The organism is Variovorax sp. YR566 (assembly GCF_051992195.1).
Taxonomy (GTDB): Bacteria; Pseudomonadota; Gammaproteobacteria; order Burkholderiales; family Burkholderiaceae_C; genus Variovorax.
Map to the genome: position 1 here is coordinate 3,430,189 of NZ_CP197092.1, position 16,179 is coordinate 3,446,367.

Consider the following 16,179-nt stretch of genomic DNA (forward strand, 5'->3'; position numbering starts at 1 on the left):
GCCACCTCTCGTGGGCGGCTGCGGGCTATCCGCGGCAGAGCTTCAGGTTCGTGCGGGTGGCGCGGACCACGGGCAGGAAGATCTCGGCGTCGGCCGGCGGGTAGTTGTCCTTGATGCCGTCGTCGGTGCGGTCGGCGTCCTCGGCCAGCGGCTGCAAGGTCTTGAGGCAGGCGGCGCGGTCGTTGAGCTTGAACTGCGTGAGCGCGAGGTCGTTGCGCAGCCAAGCCTTGGTGATCCAGTCGAGGGTCTTGTCGCAGTCCGAGAGCACGGGCGCGAGGGTGGTCTGCGCGGCAGCGTAGTCCTTCGCGTCGTACTGGCGCTTGAAAGTCTTGCGCGAGTTGGCCACGGCCTTGTCGGTGCAGGCGGGGATGGGGCGGGTGTAGGTGCCCTCGAAGCCGGCGCGCGCGCCGCAGTTGTCGCGGCATTGATCCGCGCCGTTGGTCGTGACCTGCACCTTGTCGGCGTTGACCGCGAAGTTCACCACGCACGCCGAGTCGTCGAGCTTGGCCTTGCCGCGCACGATGGTGCCGTCGAGTGCGCAGGTGTGTGCGTTGGCGCCGATGGTGGTGATGTCGAAGTGCCCGTCGGGCTTGACGCGCAGCGAGCCGCTGCCCCGTTCGTAGATGTAGTCGCCGGCCGGCGGCGTGGCGGTCTGCGCGGCGGCGAGGCCGGCGCAGGCGAGCAGGGCGAAGGGAAGGATGCTCTTGAGCTTCATCGTTGGAAATCTCCCAGGAAACGTGCCGCAGCGCAGTGTATCTATCGTTGCCGAAAGCTTCCTGAAATGGCCGGTTTGCGCCATCTCTGCCGCAGATGTCTTGACATGGACAATGAGAATTCCTATCATTTAGGCGCCTGAGTACGCAACACGCCGACAACGCAAAGGGCTCTTCCAACCAAGGAGCTTTTCGACCGTGCCGTACACCCTGCCAGCCTTGCCCTATGCCTTCGATGCGCTCGAACCGCACATCGACGCGCAGACGATGGAAATCCACCACGGCAAGCACCACCAGACCTATGTGAACAAACTCAATGCGGCCCTGAAAGACACGCCGCACGAGGGAACGCCGGTCGAAGAACTGATCGTCAACGTCGAGCAGCTGCCCGAGGCGCTGCGCGCATCGGTGCGCAACAACGGCGGCGGGCACGCCAACCACAGCCTGTTCTGGACCGTGATGGCGCCAGTCGGGCAGGGCGGTGGTGGCACGCCTACGGGGGAGCTCGCGGAAGCCATCGACACCGACCTGGGCGGTTTCGACGCCTTCAAGGAGGCCTTCACCAAGGCCGCCCTCACGCGCTTCGGCAGTGGCTGGGCGTGGCTGTCGGCAGGCCCCGGCGGCAAGCTCGCCGTGGAGAGCAGCGGCAACCAGGACAGTCCGCTGATGCGCGGTATCGGCTCTGGCAACACGCCGATCCTCGGACTCGACGTATGGGAGCACGCCTACTACCTCAAGTACCAGAACCGCCGCCCCGAATACATCGCGGCCTTCTACAACGTCGTGAACTGGGCCGAGGTGGCCCGGCGTCACGCCGCCGCGACCGGCGGCTGAGGAGCAGGCCCATGAACGAGCCGCAGCAGCGCGCGATGGCAGGACGGCAACCCAGGCAGGCCCGCCCGATGCGCGAGTGGGTCGGCTTCGCCATCGTCGCGGCCGGCGTGCTGGTGGGCGTGTTGCAGTTCTGGCAGTTCGTGCGTGGCGACCTGTTGGTGTGGAACGCCTTGCTAGGCGGAGCGGTCGCCGCGCTGGCGACCGCGCTCGGCACGCTGCCGGTGCTGTTCTCGCAGAAGCTTCCGGAGCGGCTGCAGGACACGCTGTTCGGCTTCGGCGCTGGCGTGATGCTGGCGGCCAGCGCCTTCTCGCTGATCATCCCGGGCCTGGAGGCCGCAAAGAACGTGGGCGTGTTCGGCGGCGGCAACTGGGCGGCGGGCGGGGTGATCGGCTCCGCCATCCTGCTCGGCGGCATCGTGCTGATGCTGATGGACCGCGTGCTGCCGCACGAACACTTCATCAAGGGCCGCGAAGGCCAGGCCGCCAGGCAGCTGCGCCGCACCTGGCTCTTCGTGTTTGCGATCGCGTTGCACAACGTGCCCGAAGGCCTGGCCATCGGCGTGGGCTACGCGGCCAACAACGGGCTGCGCGCCGACGCGCTGGCCACCGGCATCGCAATCCAGGACGTGCCCGAGGGCCTGGTGGTCGCGGTGGCGCTGCTGGCCGCCGGCTACAGCCGCATGTTCGCGGTGCTGATCGGCATGGCCTCGGGGCTGGTGGAGCCGCTGGGTGCGGTGCTGGGCGCGGCCGTGGTCGGCCATTCGGCGATGCTGCTGCCCTGGGGACTTGGCTTTGCGGCAGGCGCGATGCTGTTCGTGATCAGCCACGAGATCATTCCCGAGTCGCACCGCAAGGGGCACGAAGCCTTTGCCACGAGCGGGCTGATGATCGGCTTCGTGCTGATGATGCTGCTGGACACCGCGCTGGCCTGACCAGCCCCGCGCGGTCAGCCGTGCTTGACGGCGACGGTTTTCAGCGTGGTGAAACCGTACAGCGCCTCGAAGCCCTTCTCGCGCCCGTAGCCTGAAGACTTCACGCCGCCGAAGGGCAGCTCGACGCCTCCGCCCGCGCCGTAGTTGTTGATGAACACCTGGCCGCTGCGCACGCGCTTGGCCATGCGGAACTGGCGCGAACCGTCGGCGGTCCACACGCCCGCCACCAAGCCGAACTGCGTGGCATTGGCGAGCGCGACCGCTTCGTCTTCGTCGGTGAAGGACATCGCGGCCAGCACCGGGCCGAACACTTCTTCCTGCGCCAGTCGATGCCCGACCGGCACGTCGCGCAGCAGAGTGGGCGCCTGGTAGAAGCCGGTCTCGGGTGCTTCCTCGACCACGATGCCCTGCGCCACCATCGGGATGCCGGCATGCTGCGCGTCGCTCAGGAAGTCCCACACGCGCTGCTGCTGCGTCTGGCGGATCAGCGGGCCCACGTCGAGGTCCATGGCCGCGGGGCCGACGCGCAGGGCTTCGAAGGCGTGGCCCAGGCGCTCGAGCAGCGGCTCGTAGATGCCGCGCTGGATCAGCACCCGCGAGCCGGCCGAGCAGGTCTGGCCGGCGTTCTGCACGATCGCGTTGATGACAACGGGAATGGCCGCGTCGAGGTCGGCGTCCGCAAAGATGATCTGCGGGCTCTTGCCGCCCAGCTCCAGCGTGACAGGGCAATGCCGCTCGGCTGCCACCTGCTGGATCAGCGTGCCGATCTTCGGGCTGCCGGTGAAGCTGATGTGGTCGATGCCTTCGTGCCGCGCGAGCGCGTCGCCCACTTCATGGCCGTAGCCCGTCACGATGTTGAGCGCGCCGGCCGGAAAGCCGACCTCGGCCGCCAGCTGCGCCACGCGGATCAGCGAGAGGCAGGCGTCTTCGGCCGGCTTCACCACGCACACGTTGCCCGCCGCCAAGGCGCCGCCCACGCTGCGCCCGAAGATCTGCATCGGGTAGTTCCACGGAATGATGTGGCCGGTAACGCCGTGCGGCTCGCGCCAGGTGAAGACGCTGTAGCCGTCCTGGTAGGGGATGGTCTCGCCGTGCAGCTTGTCGCAGGCGCCGGCATAGAACTCGAAGTAGCGCACCAGCGCCACCGCATCGGCACGCGCCTGCTTGACGGGCTTGCCGCAGTCGCGCTGCTCGATGAGCGCCAGTTCGTCGACGTGCTCGGCGATCTTTTGCGAGAGCTTGTAGAGCAGGCGGCTGCGGTCGGCAGCGCTGACCTTGTGCCAGACACCCTCGAAGCAGTCGCGCGCGGCGCGCACGGCGGAGTCGATGTCGGCGGCATTGCTGCGCTGGATTTCGTCGAAGGCCTGGCCGTCGGAAGGATCGATGACCGGCAGGATGCGGCCGGAGGAGGACGGGACGTCCGCGTTGGCGATGTAGTTGAGCTGCATGGGGCTGGATTTTGCGCGAAGCACGCGCAATCCGTGGCCGGGCGGCCCGGCGTCCCTCTGCTCGTGTCTACTTGGCGGCGGTGGCCTTCGGCAGCGCCTTCACGGCATTCAACATGCGCTCCACGTGCTTGTCCGGATTCAGGTTCTGGTAGTAGTAGGCGACCTTGCCGTCCGGCGAAATCACGTACGACAGGCGGTTGGCGAAGTCCGGCCGCGTCTGCATCAGCGCGTCGAAACCCTGGATCACGGTCTTGTTCTCGTCCGACGCCACCGGAAATCGGCTCTGGCACGACTTGACCGAGAACTTCGACAGGGTACCTATGTCGTCCGCCGAGACGCCGATCACGGTGGCGCCCAGCGCGGCGAACTGGTCGACGGCTTCGGCGAAGGCGTGGGCCTCGATCGAGCAGTCGTTGGAATCGGCAGCAGGAAAGAAGTACAACACCACCGGTCCCTTGGCGAGCGCGTCGGCCAGCGAGTAGCGGAAGGTCTTGCCGCCCAGGGCGGCGTTGGCGGTGAACTTGGGCACCGGGTCGCCGATGTCCAGGGCGGCCCAGGCAGGGTGGGCAAGGGCTGCAAAAATCGTCATCCATGCGATGCGATGGAGGTGCGAACGAGCCATGATGTAACTCCGAGCGATGTGGAGCGAATTCTAGGCTTGAGCATCCCCTGAATGAGCCTTTGAAACCGGCGCGGGCTGGCCGGCGTATTGAACACAACAACCGAAAAACGGCGGGAAGCACCAAGCAATGGGCAAACCATCATGAACACCTGGCTCTCGTTTCTGCGCATCGCGCTCGCCGGCGTCCTGATAGCGGTACTCGGCGCCTGCGGCTCGCTGCCGCCGGCGCGGGAGCGGCCCGCCGAGTTCGCCGCCTCGGCCGACCCGTCGACCACGCTGGCGAAGATCGTCGCCGCCTCCACGCCGCCCGACGAGCACTCGGGCTTCCGGTTGATGCCGCTGGGCGTGTACTCGCTCGATGCGCGCATCCAGCTGGCCCAGCGGGCCCAGCGCTCGCTGGTGGTGCAGTACTACCAGCTCGAGAACGACGCCGTCGGCCGCCTGCTGCTGCGCACGCTGCGCGAGGCCGCAGGCCGAGGCGTGAAGGTGAGGGTGCTGGTGGACGACCTGTACACAGTGAAGAGTCAGCAGTTGCTGCTGGCGCTGTCCGAGACGCCCAATGTCGACGTGCGCCTGTTCAACCCGTTCTGCTGCGGGCGCAACGGTTTCCTCTCGCGCTTTGCGGCGTCGCCGTGGGAGATTCCGCGACTCAACCACCGCATGCACAACAAGCTCTTCATTGCCGACGGCGTGATGGCGGTGGTGGGCGGGCGCAACATCGCCGACGAGTATTTCGTGCTGAGCGAGGCGCAGAACTTCATCGACATGGACGCGCTGGTGGTCGGCAAGGTGGTGCCGCAGCTCGAGTCGATCTTCGACGCCTACTGGAACAGCGAACAGGTCTGGCCCATTGCCGACATCGTGACGGGCGAGGGCGGCCGCAAGCCGACCGGCACCGACTTCGACAGCTGGGTGGGCATGGCCGCGCCGCCGCCGAAGATCGTGCTGCCGCCGTCCGACATCCTCGGCTACGGCCCCATCGCCGAAGAGCTCGACGGCGGCCGCATGGGCCTGCTGTGGGGCGAGGCCCGTGCCATCGCCGACCCGCCCACCAAGCCCGCGACCATGACAGCCGACGAGGCCATCTCCACCAGCGTGACGATGAAGGTCTGGGCGCTGCTGCTCGACGCCAAGACCGAGGTCGACATGACCTCGCCGTACCTGGTGCCGGGCGAGCGCGGCATGGAGGCCTTCGAGGACCTGACCCGGCGCAAGGTCAAGCTCACGCTGCTGACCAATTCGCTGGCCGCCAACGACGAGCCGCTGGTGCACACCGGCTACGCGCGCTATCGCGAGCGGCTGCTGCAGGGCGGCGCCGACCTGTACGAGCTGAGCCCGCAGCGCACCAGCGCAGGCGAGCGCTTCGGCATGTTCGGCAAGTCGCTCGGGCGGCTGCATGCCAAGACCGCGGCCATCGACAAGACACGCATCTTCATCGGTTCGATGAACCTCGACCCGCGCTCGGCCAGCCAGAACACCGAGATGGGGCTGGTGGTCGACAGCCCGCAGCTGGCGCGCGAGATGATGCGCGTCATCAACATCAGCAAGCTGCAGAACTCCTACCGGCTGCGGCTGGCCAAGGACACCGGCACGCTGCAATGGCTGACGAACGACGGCGAGAAAGAAGTGATCCTGACCTCGGAGCCGGAGTCGAGCTTCTTCCAGCGCTTCTACAACATGCTCATAGCGCCGATCGTTCCCGAGATGCTGTTGTAGCCTCGGGGGATGGCGCAGACTTTCACTTCGTTGTCCGCCCCGCAGGTCATGCTGTGGGGCGTGCTTTTTTTCGGCGGCATCTATCTCGGCTTCGGCGGCATCACGTGGCTGCTGACGAAGCGGGTGCTGCCGGCGCTGGGCATCGGGCGTGAACTCGATCCGCGGCCGCTGCAGCCGGGGCAACTGCGGCGCGAGCTGGGGCAGTCGGGCGTGTCGGTGCTGATCTTCGGGCTGGGCATGGTGTTTCCCTGGGGGCTGCTTCAGCTTGGCTGGGCGCGGCTCGACGGCGACGCGGGGTGGCGGCAGATCGCGGTCGAGATCCTTGTGCTCGCGTTCTGGAACGACGTGCATTTCTGGATCAACCACCGATTGCTGCACACGCGCTGGCTGCGGCGCTTTCACGGGCCGCATCACCGCTCGTTCGTGACTACGCCCTGGGCGACCTACAGCTTCCATCCCGTCGAGGCGCTGATGCTCGGCAACGTGATCCTGCTGCCGATGGTGGTGCACGACTTCAGCTTCTGGTCGCTGGCGGCGGTGCCGGTGTTCAGCCTGTTCTTCAACTGCATCGGGCATTCGAACTACGACTTCTTCACGGGCGTGTCGTACAGCCACTGGTTCGCGGCAAGCCGCCGCCACCACCTGCACCATGCTGTGCACAACGGCAACTACGGTTTCCAGTTCACGTTCATGGACCGGCTCTTCAGGACGCGCATTGCGGCCGATGCGGCAGAGCCGGTGCTTCAGGCTTTCCGAAAGAAGCATGGCGCGACCGCGGCCTGACGCGAGCCGTCGCCTGCCGGGGCTGCGCCACTGGCGCGACTGGCAGAGCCTTGTCTACCTCGGCGCCTTGCCTGCTCTGGCGGCGTGGCAATGGCTCCACGGTTTCAACGCGCTGCTGTATGGGCTGATGCTGTTCCTGACGCTCGGCGTCGGCGTGATCCATCACAACCACGTGCACCTGCGCATGTGGCGCGGGCGGCGCATGAACCGGCTGACGGATTTCTGGATCACGCTGCTGCAGGGCCACCCGACCTTCGTGTTCTGGCCCGCGCACGTGGCCAACCATCATCGCCACCGGCACGGGCCGAGGGACGTGGCGCGCACCTACCGCTTCGGTGGCGACACCAATCATCTGCGGGGCTATCTGCTGCATCCGTTCCAGGCCGTGTGGGTGCTGATGCCGGTGTTCTTCGCGTGGCTCGCGCGGCTGCGGGAGCATGGGCGCGGCGCATGGCGCTACTGCATGGCGCAGTACGTGCTGTGGCTGGTCAGCTGGACGGTGCTGCTGGCGCTCGATTGGCGCAAGGCCCTGCTGTTTGTGATCGTGCCGCAGCTGCATGGCCTGCACTGGTTGCTGGCGACCAACTACCTGCAGCACGCGCATGCCGACGGCCGAAAACCCGTGCGCAAGGAGGCGCCGGGCGATACCTCGGGTAGCCAGCTGAACTACGCCCGCAATTTCGAAGGGCTGGTGAACCCCTTGCTGTTCAACATCGGCCTGCACACCGCACACCACGAGAACCCGCATGCCCATTGGTCCGAGCTCACGCATCTGCATCGCACGCGTTACCGCGCGCGGGTGGATCCTGTGCTCAACGAGGGCGGGCTGGTGCCGTACATGGTGCGCGTGTTCGTGCTGGGGACCGTGTGGCCGCGTTTTCGCAGCCGCCCGCTGATGCCTCCCGATTCATCCATCACCTGAACCATGCCTGTCTCATTCCAACGCGTCTATCTCGAAAGCGCCGGTTACTTCATGCCGGGCGAGCCCATTCCCAACGACCGCATGGACGCGTACATCGCGCCGCTGAACCGCATGTCGGAGCGCATCAAGCGGCGCATCCTGGCAGAGAACGGCATCCTCACGCGGCACTACGCCATCGATGCGGAAGGCGTGACGCAGCACACCAACGCGCAGCTGGCGGCCGGCGCGATCCGCGACTGCCTGCGGCGGGGCGGTGCGGAGCTGTCGCGCGTGTCGCTGCTGGCCAGCGGCTCGTCGGGCGGAGACACGCTGATGCCGGGATTCGCCAACATGATCCAGGGCGAACTGGCGGCGCAGCCGATGGAAACGCATTCGGTGCACGGCATCTGCGCGGCAGGCGTGTCGGCGATCCAGACTGCCGCGCAGGGCATCGAGCTGGGCGCGCACCGCTCGGCGATGGCGGTGGCGAGCGAGATGCCGTCGCGCCTCTTCAAGCGCTCGCGCTTCGCGGCGCGCGGCTATGAAACCGACTTCGACTCGCACTTTCTACGCTGGATGCTGTCGGATGGCGCGGGCGCCTTGCTGCTGTCCGACGGCACGCCCGCACTGGCCGGCGCGCCTGGGTTGCGCCTGAAGCTGAAGTGGGTGCATCAACGTGCGTTCTCGGGCGACTACCCGGTCTGCATGCAGCTGGGCCTGACCGAAGACCGCGCGCGCGGCCATCTCGACTTCGGCTCCTGGGGCGAGGCCGAGGCGGCGGGCGCCTTGTCGCTGCGGCAGGACATCCGCCTGCTGCCGCATCTGTTCGACATCGGCATCCACGAATACGCGGGGCTGGTGCGCGACGGCTGGGTCGATCCGAAGCGGGTCGATCACTTCCTGTGCCATTACTCGTCGGAGAAATTCATCCCGGTGGTCGAGGACCTGATGGCGAAGGCCGACCTGTCGATTCCCCGTGAGCGCTGGTGGAGCAACCTCGCATGGCGCGGCAACACCGGGGCGGCGTCAATCCTCGTGATGCTGGCTGAGTTCCTGCACACCAAGACGCTGAAGCCCGGCGAGCAGATCTTCTGCTACGTGCCGGAATCGGGGCGCTTCATGGCGGCGTACATGCTGCTCGAAGTGGAGGAGGCAGCCGATGCGGCGCCCGTGGTGGTTGCGCCCCGCGCGGCAGCGGTGCCCGACGACGACCTCGTCATTGCGCCTCCGCATGACCCGGCCGCCGCACCCGAAGGACTCGGCGCCTTGCTCACCGAGCTGGCCGCCATCTGGCACGACTACCGCTCGCGCGTCTGGCGCACGCCGCTGATCCGCCAGATCCGCGAGCGCCGTTTTGCCGTGCCCGACTACCTGAACTGGATGGAGCAATGGGTGCCGCAGGTGCGCGAGGGCAGCCTGTGGATGCGCGAAGGCGCCGCCTCGCTGAGCGAGCCGTACCAGGTGCTGGCCTCGCTGATCGGCGTGCACGCGGGCGAGGAGCAGAACGACTTCAACATCCTCTTCAGCGATTACCGCAAGGCGGGCGGCACGGTCGAGCGCATCGAGGACCTGCGCCGCAACCCGGGCGGCGAGGCGCTCAACGCCTATCTGCACGGCCTGGCCGCCACGCGCGACCCGATCGGCCTGCTGGGCGCGATCTACATCATCGAAGGCACGGGCCAGCGCATCGTGCCGGCGCTGTTGCCGCTGCTGAAGTCCAGCCTGAAGCTGCCGCCCGATGCCTTCCGTTTTCTCGAGTACCACGGCCACAACGACGAGCACCACCTGAGCCGCTGGCTCACGGCGGTCGAAATGGTGATGGCCGTGGAAGGGCAGGCGCGCGCCGCCCGCCAGATCACAGACACCGCGCGCCACACGGCCGCGCTGTACCTGATGCAGTTCCAGCACATCACGGAGCGTATGCCCCATGGACCGAACACCTGATTTCCTGACGCAGGCGCACGACGAGCGCGACCCCAGCCCCTGGCTGGCGCTCTACCTCGACCAGAGCACGCCGCTGCCCGACAACGTCAAGGCGGCGTGGCTGGCCGATTCGAGTTCGGGCTCGCGGCAGTATCTGCTGCCGTTCCTGCGGCCGATCGCGCGGCTGACGATCATCCTGATCCAGATCGTGAAGGTGTTCGTGCCGCGCAACTGGTCGCATTCGATGCTGCTGCACCGGTTTCTGGCCTGGGGGCTGATGCGCTTCGTGTCGCCGGAGGCCAACTGGCTCATCCTGCGGCACTTTCACCTGGGCTCGCAGGTGCTGGCCTTCATCGGGCGGAATTCGCCGGCTCCGGTGGCCACCAATCCGCTGGAGCCGGCCGACATCGACGCGCTGAAGGACGAGATGTTCCTGAAGCACGACCTGAACCTCTTCAACTTCGTGATCCGGCTGAACAAGGCGCTGCGCGACAAGGGCGTGGCGCTGTGCAAGGCGGAGAAGGTCGATTTTTCGATGATCAGGGAGCCAGGGCTGCGGCTGGAGGACATGCCCCAGGGCAAGCTCAATTTTCTCGACCTGCAGAGCGCCATCGAGCTGTTCACGCCGCTCTACCAGCTGATGCTCACGGACAACGATTTCTGGCGCGCGGCCAATTCCTTGCAGCTGGACGAAACCATCGGCATCTACACGGCGACGCTCCTGAACGCGCCCGAACACCTGATCCTGGTCAACAACAAGCATCCGCTGGTGCCCCTGTCGACCCTGCGGGCGGGGCACCGGCTGGTGATCCACGGGCTCTCGACCGAGATGCTGCACAGCCTGCTCCAGCGGATGCAGGCGGCGCAAAAGGCGGGGGAGCCGGAGACATCCCTATACGAGCAGCCACTTGCATAGGCGTATGCTGCCCCCAGATGGAAACCATGAACACGACCGATAATCCGTCTCCCAAGACCGATCTGGCAGTGACCCACGTGCTGGCGCAACTGCTGGAAAAGCTTGAGCACAGCCCTGTGCCCGTAGGCGCAGAGCAGTACCGCTCCGTGGTCGAGCACCTCGTGCATGAGTTCGAGGACGTCGAGCAGGGCGCCGAACTAGGCCGCCTGCTCGATGCCTATCCGGCCGCGGCCGAGGTTTACGAGAACCTCAATTACAAGCATGCCGGGCTTTGCCGCTCGGCGTTGGACGCTTCCCTGGCCGCTGAAATCAGCGCACGGGAAGCCATTGCACGCGCAATGCGCAGTGCATAACTGAACAGCAAGGACAAGACGCATGGCGAAGGGTGAAGTGAAGACGGCAGTGGTGGCGGACGGGCTGCGTTACAAGTCCAAGACGCCGGGTTCGCCGTTCCGCGCCTCGGCGTCGTTCAGCGGCGCGACCATGTCGTGCTTCATGTGCGGCAAGCATCGCGTGCGCTCGCAGCTGCGTACTCGTCAGGTGCTGGGCAAGTCCCAGACCGTGTGCGCGCCTTCCTGCAAGGCGCTCGACGAATCCCTCGAATAGGGGATCGACCCCGGCTGCTGGCAGTGCGCCTGCTAGCACATCGGGGAGGCATTTTGGAGACATTTCCTCGTGCATAAGTCACGGAATGGCCTTCCGCATTGCCGGCAATCGTTATACAGTTGGACACAAATGATGCATGTAATTGCATGTAATCTAAAGTTCTACTAGTAGCCGATTTCCAATGAATTGCAGCCACACCGTCGACGCCCCTCGCGGGACATGGAATTCAACGCTTGCAAAGGGGCCCTGCCATGGCTAAGTCGCGCCACGTGGTCATGCAGGTGGTCAAACGCTCGTCCGGCAGCGCCACGCACCATGTCGAATTCCTGATGGACGACAACTTCGCCGAGCGCCTGCGGCAGCTGCGTTCGCTGGTGCCTCCCCTGGGCAGCCTCAACAAGCAGCGCGACCTCGTGATCGACAAGGTGCGCGTGCGCCTGCCCAACGCCATCTGGCGCTCGGGCAACGAGATCGAGATGGACGGCGGGGTAGACGGCTCCTGCATCGTCATCGCCGCCGAAGGCTCGTTCAACTGCGGTGGCAAGGACCGCAAGACGCGCGAGAAGCTCGTGACGTACAACTTCTCGATCGCGCGCCTGATCGAGCTGCATGCCGAGCGCCCGGAGGGCGAGACCTTCTACATCCGCGACGGCGTGTTCGCCAATGACGAGCCGGCCGAATCCCCAGCCGGCCGTTGGGTCGCGTCGATGCACGAGCTCGAAGTGGTGATGCGCGTGCCGGATGCTCCGTCCGATTTCGACACCCTGCACGACCTGACGCTGCGCCCTGAACAGCAACAGCAGGCCGGCAGCGGCGCGCCGCACCGCGCCAATTTCTACTGAGTTTCTTGCCCGTCAGCCGGCAGCGGCCGCCTCAGGCGCCGCGCCCACCGGTGTGTACTGCGCACGGTTGTCCGCCAGCCAGCGCTCCGACAGGCTGCTGTCCTGCTGCATCGGATGGAAGTCCACCCGCAGGTAGCTGCGCCAGCCGGCCAGGTTGCCGCGCAGCAGGCCGTCGCGGCTCAGCAGGATGCGCGCGGCGCTCTTCCAGGTCGACCATTTCCACAGCTGCTTTTCGTGGCGCAGGTTGTCGATGGTCTGGTGCATCAGGTCGCCCAGGAACATCATCGTGACGCGGCGGAACCAGCGCGTGCGCCATTCGTCGGAGCCACCCGCGGCCTGGTAGATGTCGAAGGCCACGCTCTTGTGCTCCAGCTCTTCCGCGCTGTGCCACAGCCACATGGTGCGCAGCCGGGGCTCGGCGCCGTCGAGGACCTGCGGGTGCGCCAGCAGCCACTCGGCGAACATCGCCGTGAAATGCTCGGTGGCCGCCGTCACAGCCAGCGCGTGGCGTGGGTCGGCTTCTTCCATCAGGGCCATGCGCTTGCTGGCGCGCGCCGTCCAGCCGTCGACCAGGCCCTGGCTTTCCAGATGGTTGTTGAAGAGCGAATGAATGCGCCGGTGCGTGGCTTCCTGCCCGATGAAGCCGCGCACGTCGGCCTTGTGTTTTTCCTGCACCTCGGCCGGCAGCGTGGCGACGGCGTCGCGCACCGCGTCGATGAAGAACTGCTCGCCGAAAGGGAAACTCATCGACAGGGCGTTGAAGAAAGCGGTCGAGAATGCATCGCCGCCGCACCAGTTGCGGGCAAAGGGCGGTTGCAGGTCGATCAGAAGGCGGCGGACAACGAGATCGGTCATGAAACAAGCCTTGGAAAAAGCACGGGTTGCGTGGATGGATGGTTGGTACAAATCAGTACCGCATGCCGCCATGTTGCAATTGTGAATTGGTACTGTCAAGTACCGAGACGTAGGAAAATGTGCCGTTCATGAGCGAAACCATCGAAAAAGCAGCCCCTTCCAAGTCCGCCGAGGGCCCAGGGAGCGAGCACTACAAGCGTCTGCTGCAGGGCATGGCGCACGCCGTGGCAGCCAAGGGCTACGCCGAGACAACCATTGCCGACATCGTGCGCGAGGCCGCCGTGTCGCGCCGCACTTTCTACGAACACTTCAGCACCAAGACCGAGTGCCTGATCGCGCTCTACGAAACCGCCAGCCGGCTCGCGCTGCAGGCGGTGAGCGAGGCCTTCGACCCGGTGCAGCCCTGGCATGCGCAGGTCGAGCAGGCCATGACCGCGTACTTCGATTACCTCGCGCAAGACCCGGTGCTGCTGCGCACGCTCTTCGTCGAGATCCTGGGGCTCGGCATGCCGGGCCTGGTGGTGCGGCGCCGGGTGAACGACGAGATCGCCAACTTCATCCAGGTGGCGATCAACAGCAGCGACAGCGCGGATGGCCCCGCCGTGCACCTGACGAGCGAGATGGCGATGACCGTGGTCGGCGGCATCAACGAACTGGTGCTGCAGGCCATCGAGCAGGACCGCGCGGGCGACCTGCGCGAGCTGGTGGCGCCCGCCACGCGGCTGGTGCGCGCCGTGGCGGCCGAGAGCCAGCGCTAGACGCGCTTCGACCCGGCGGTGCGCTGGGTGGCCGCGAGCCACAGCGCCAGCAGCCCCGCAAGAGTCAGCGACAGCAGCATGCCGAGGTAGGGCAGCACGTCATGCAGCGGCGCGCCCATCTGGTTGAGCCGAAGCGAGGCCTGTATGCCCGCCGTGCTCGGGAAGAGCCAGCGCAGTGCCTGCAGCGGCCCCGGCAAGGCCTCCACTGGCCACGAGAAGCCCGAGAGAAAGGCCATCGGCAGGGCGGTGAACAGCAGCACCTGCAAGGCCCGCTCGCGGTCTCGGAACCAGCAGCCGAGCACCAAGCCCAGCGTGCAGATCGCCGGCACGTAGAACGCGAGCAACACCAGCGCGCCGAGCGGATTGCCACCGCGCGGGTAGTCCTGCAAGAAGAACACCCAGCCGAAATAAAAAAGCCCGCTCAGAAAGCCGAACGCCGAGAGCGCCCCCAGCCGGCCCAGCCAGGCTCCCATCGACGCCCGCAGCCGCCCCGCCTCGGCCCAGGTGCCAGCCAGCATCGCCACGCCCATCAGCAGCGTCTGCTGCAGGATCAGCAGTGCCACCGCCGGCACCACGTAGCTGCCATAGCCTTCGGTCGGGTTGAACAGCGCGACCAGCTGCGTGTTGAGCGGACTGCGGCTGCGAGCGGCTTGAATCGCGCTCTGGCCGCCAGCCTGCAGCTTGCGGATCTCGACCCCGGCCGACACCGTACCCACGGCCTCCGAGAAGCCATACAGCACCGCCTTGTTCAGCAGCGCATAGGCGCCGTTGCCTTCGATGGTGACGACGGCCGAGGTGCCGCGCAGCACGTCGCGCTTGAGGTCGGCCGGCAGCAGCGCATAGCCTTCGATGTCGCCGCGCCACAGCGCCTGCTGCGCCTCGTGCACATCGCCCGTGACCATGCGCACGTCGAGCCGCGGATTGGCCAGCGCGAAGCGCGCGATCTGCCGCGACAGCGCTGTGTGGTCCTGGTCGACCACTGCCACCGGCACGCGCGTCACGGCCTGCGTGCCATAGGGCCACGGGTAGAAGAAGCCGTAGATGATGGGCGCGAGCAGCATGATCAGCAGCACGCCCTTGTCGCGCAGCACGGCGAGCGCGGTGTCGCGCCATGCGGCGCCGAGGTGGAGCCGTTCGTCAGTCATCAGCGTCCACCCCAACTGCCGGGCGCTCCGGCTGCGCGCACCAGCGCACCGGCGGACGCGGCAAGCAGCACGCCCGTGCCCAGCACCATCCACAGCGGCGTGGCGACCGAATACACCACCGGCGCGCCCATCTGCAACTGCTCCATCTGCACGCGGATGTAGTGCGTGTAGGGCAGCAGGCCGGCCCATATCTGCGCGAAGAAGGGCATCGCGACCAGCGGAAAGCCCACGCCACCGAACGCGAAGGCTGGCGCAGTGATGAAGCCCGTGGCCGACAGCGCGGTACGCAGCGAACGCGTGAGTGCCGCCGCGAAAGCCCCGAGCGCGATCGACAGCGCCAGGAACACAACCAGCGCGAACAGCGTCCACCCGAGCGAACCGACCGGATGCCACCCGCGACCCGCGGTGATCCACAGCATCGCCGCGATGGCCACCGCCGAAAGGCTCGCGAACGGCAGCGCCAGCTTGCCCGCCAGCGCTGCCAGCGCCTCGTGCCATCGTGGCGCGGCGCCCAGCCACTCGCCGATGCTGCGGTCGCGCAGCTCGCGCCCCACGGCCCAGGCGCCGGCCGTCATCGCAAGGATGTGCAGCAGCGCCGGGATCAGCGCTGCACCGAGAAACTGCTCGTAGTCGGTCGAGGTGTTGAACAGCGCCACCATGCTCGCCTTGATCGGCTCCATGCTCACGCGCGCCGCCGTCATCGACTCGCCGCGCTTGTTGCGCACCGTGAGCTCGACACCGCCCGAAACCGTGGCCACGGCGGTGCGCACGTCGCGCTGGATCAGGCTCGAATGCGTGCCGAGCTGCGCGTTGTGCAGCAGCACGACCTGCCCGACGCGGCCCTGCTTGACGTCACGGCTCAGGTCGCGCGGCAACTGCACCGCCGCGTCGACCGCGCCGCTGGTCAAGGCCCGCGCCATCTCGCCTTCGTCGCCGTACCGCTGCACCACGCGCAGGCCGGGCGTGGCGTCCAGAAAGCGCACCAGCTGGCGCGAGAGCGACGAGTGGTCCTGGTCGAGCACGCCGATCGGCAGCCGCTCGGGGAGGCCGGCCGAGAAGATCCACCAGATCAGGAACACCGCGAGCAGCGGCACCCACGAGACCATCGCCAGATCCCAGGGGCGCGTGCGCAGCAGCGCGAACTCGCGCCGTGCGCTGGCTGCGGAAAAGCCGCGCAGGCTCATC

General features: G+C 66.9%; 17 protein-coding genes. 11 read left to right on the forward strand and 6 right to left on the reverse strand.

Features of this window, described 5'->3' with window-relative positions; genetic code table 11:
- Window positions 1–25: 25 nt before the first annotated feature.
- Complete coding sequence (locus tag ACTG4X_RS15980) at window positions 26–715, reverse strand: hypothetical protein (protein WP_093054363.1); 690 nt, start codon at window positions 713–715, stop codon at window positions 26–28.
- Window positions 716–911: 196 nt separating this feature from the next.
- On the opposite strand from ACTG4X_RS15980, the gene ACTG4X_RS15985 reads away from it, so the two are divergent.
- Together ACTG4X_RS15985 and ACTG4X_RS15990 are read left to right on the forward strand one after the other, a co-directional pair.
- On the forward strand, window positions 912–1,547 hold the full coding sequence (locus tag ACTG4X_RS15985; protein WP_440534263.1) for a superoxide dismutase: 636 nt from the start codon (window positions 912–914) through the stop codon (window positions 1,545–1,547).
- Between the two features lie 11 nt (window positions 1,548–1,558).
- Entirely contained in the window at window positions 1,559–2,479 is a 921-nt protein-coding gene (locus ACTG4X_RS15990) for a ZIP family metal transporter (RefSeq protein ID WP_440534264.1), read from the forward strand.
- A 14-nt stretch (window positions 2,480–2,493) separates the two neighbouring features.
- Here the strand turns inward: ACTG4X_RS15990 and ACTG4X_RS15995 are convergent, their stop codons facing one another.
- Both ACTG4X_RS15995 and ACTG4X_RS16000 read right to left on the reverse strand, forming a co-directional pair.
- Entirely contained in the window at window positions 2,494–3,927 is a 1,434-nt protein-coding gene (locus tag ACTG4X_RS15995) for an aldehyde dehydrogenase family protein (RefSeq protein WP_440534265.1), read from the reverse strand.
- A gap of 67 nt (window positions 3,928–3,994) precedes the next feature.
- Entirely contained in the window at window positions 3,995–4,549 is a 555-nt protein-coding gene (locus tag ACTG4X_RS16000) for a peroxiredoxin (RefSeq protein ID WP_093054369.1), read from the reverse strand.
- A gap of 141 nt (window positions 4,550–4,690) precedes the next feature.
- Between ACTG4X_RS16000 and ACTG4X_RS16005 the strand changes: the two genes are divergently transcribed.
- The 8 genes from ACTG4X_RS16005 (at window position 4,691) to ACTG4X_RS16040 (ending at window position 12,236) form a co-directional block, all read left to right on the forward strand.
- Window positions 4,691–6,265 (forward strand): phospholipase D family protein, encoded by a 1,575-nt coding sequence (locus ACTG4X_RS16005; protein ID WP_440534266.1) that lies wholly within the window; start codon window positions 4,691–4,693, stop codon window positions 6,263–6,265.
- Window positions 6,266–6,274: 9 nt separating this feature from the next.
- Window positions 6,275–7,048, forward strand: a complete 774-nt coding sequence (locus tag ACTG4X_RS16010; protein WP_093074936.1) for a sterol desaturase family protein — start codon at window positions 6,275–6,277, stop codon at window positions 7,046–7,048.
- A complete protein-coding gene (locus ACTG4X_RS16015) occupies window positions 7,029–7,970 on the forward strand; it encodes a fatty acid desaturase family protein (RefSeq protein WP_307613999.1) in 942 nt (313 codons plus the stop codon). The genes ACTG4X_RS16010 and ACTG4X_RS16015 overlap by 20 nt, the downstream gene beginning before the upstream one ends.
- A 3-nt stretch (window positions 7,971–7,973) precedes the next feature.
- A complete protein-coding gene (locus ACTG4X_RS16020; protein ID WP_440534267.1) occupies window positions 7,974–9,893 on the forward strand; it encodes a beta-ketoacyl-ACP synthase III in 1,920 nt (639 codons plus the stop codon).
- Window positions 9,877–10,788 carry a DUF6999 family protein gene (locus tag ACTG4X_RS16025; RefSeq protein ID WP_440534268.1) on the forward strand — a complete coding sequence of 304 codons (912 nt, stop codon included), beginning with the start codon at window positions 9,877–9,879 and terminating at the stop codon, window positions 10,786–10,788. The genes ACTG4X_RS16020 and ACTG4X_RS16025 overlap by 17 nt, the downstream gene beginning before the upstream one ends.
- A 17-nt stretch (window positions 10,789–10,805) precedes the next feature.
- A complete protein-coding gene (locus ACTG4X_RS16030) occupies window positions 10,806–11,141 on the forward strand; it encodes a hypothetical protein (protein WP_093054381.1) in 336 nt (111 codons plus the stop codon).
- A gap of 22 nt (window positions 11,142–11,163) precedes the next feature.
- A complete protein-coding gene (locus tag ACTG4X_RS16035) occupies window positions 11,164–11,394 on the forward strand; it encodes a hypothetical protein (RefSeq protein WP_007836713.1) in 231 nt (76 codons plus the stop codon).
- Between the two features lie 251 nt (window positions 11,395–11,645).
- The gene (locus ACTG4X_RS16040; RefSeq protein WP_093054383.1) at window positions 11,646–12,236 is read left to right on the forward strand and encodes a hypothetical protein; all 591 of its coding nucleotides are present in this window, start codon (window positions 11,646–11,648) and stop codon (window positions 12,234–12,236) included.
- Window positions 12,237–12,248: 12 nt separating this feature from the next.
- On the opposite strand, the gene ACTG4X_RS16045 is transcribed toward ACTG4X_RS16040, so the two are convergent.
- On the reverse strand, window positions 12,249–13,091 hold the full coding sequence (locus tag ACTG4X_RS16045; RefSeq protein ID WP_440534269.1) for a metal-dependent hydrolase: 843 nt from the start codon (window positions 13,089–13,091) through the stop codon (window positions 12,249–12,251).
- 128 nt (window positions 13,092–13,219) lie between these two features.
- Here ACTG4X_RS16045 and ACTG4X_RS16050 point away from each other — a divergent pair, with 128 nt between their 5' ends.
- A complete protein-coding gene (locus ACTG4X_RS16050; protein ID WP_093074921.1) occupies window positions 13,220–13,849 on the forward strand; it encodes a TetR/AcrR family transcriptional regulator in 630 nt (209 codons plus the stop codon).
- Here the strand turns inward: ACTG4X_RS16050 and ACTG4X_RS16055 are convergent.
- Both ACTG4X_RS16055 and ACTG4X_RS16060 read right to left on the reverse strand, forming a co-directional pair.
- Window positions 13,846–14,994: an ABC transporter permease gene (locus tag ACTG4X_RS16055; protein ID WP_440534270.1), complete on the reverse strand. Its 1,149-nt coding sequence runs from the start codon at window positions 14,992–14,994 to the stop codon at window positions 13,846–13,848. The genes ACTG4X_RS16050 and ACTG4X_RS16055 overlap by 4 nt on opposite strands.
- Window positions 14,994–16,178 (reverse strand): ABC transporter permease, encoded by a 1,185-nt coding sequence (locus tag ACTG4X_RS16060; RefSeq protein WP_440534271.1) that lies wholly within the window; start codon window positions 16,176–16,178, stop codon window positions 14,994–14,996. Before ACTG4X_RS16060 ends, ACTG4X_RS16055 begins: the two co-directional genes overlap by 1 nt.
- Between the last annotated feature and the right edge of the window lies 1 nt (window position 16,179).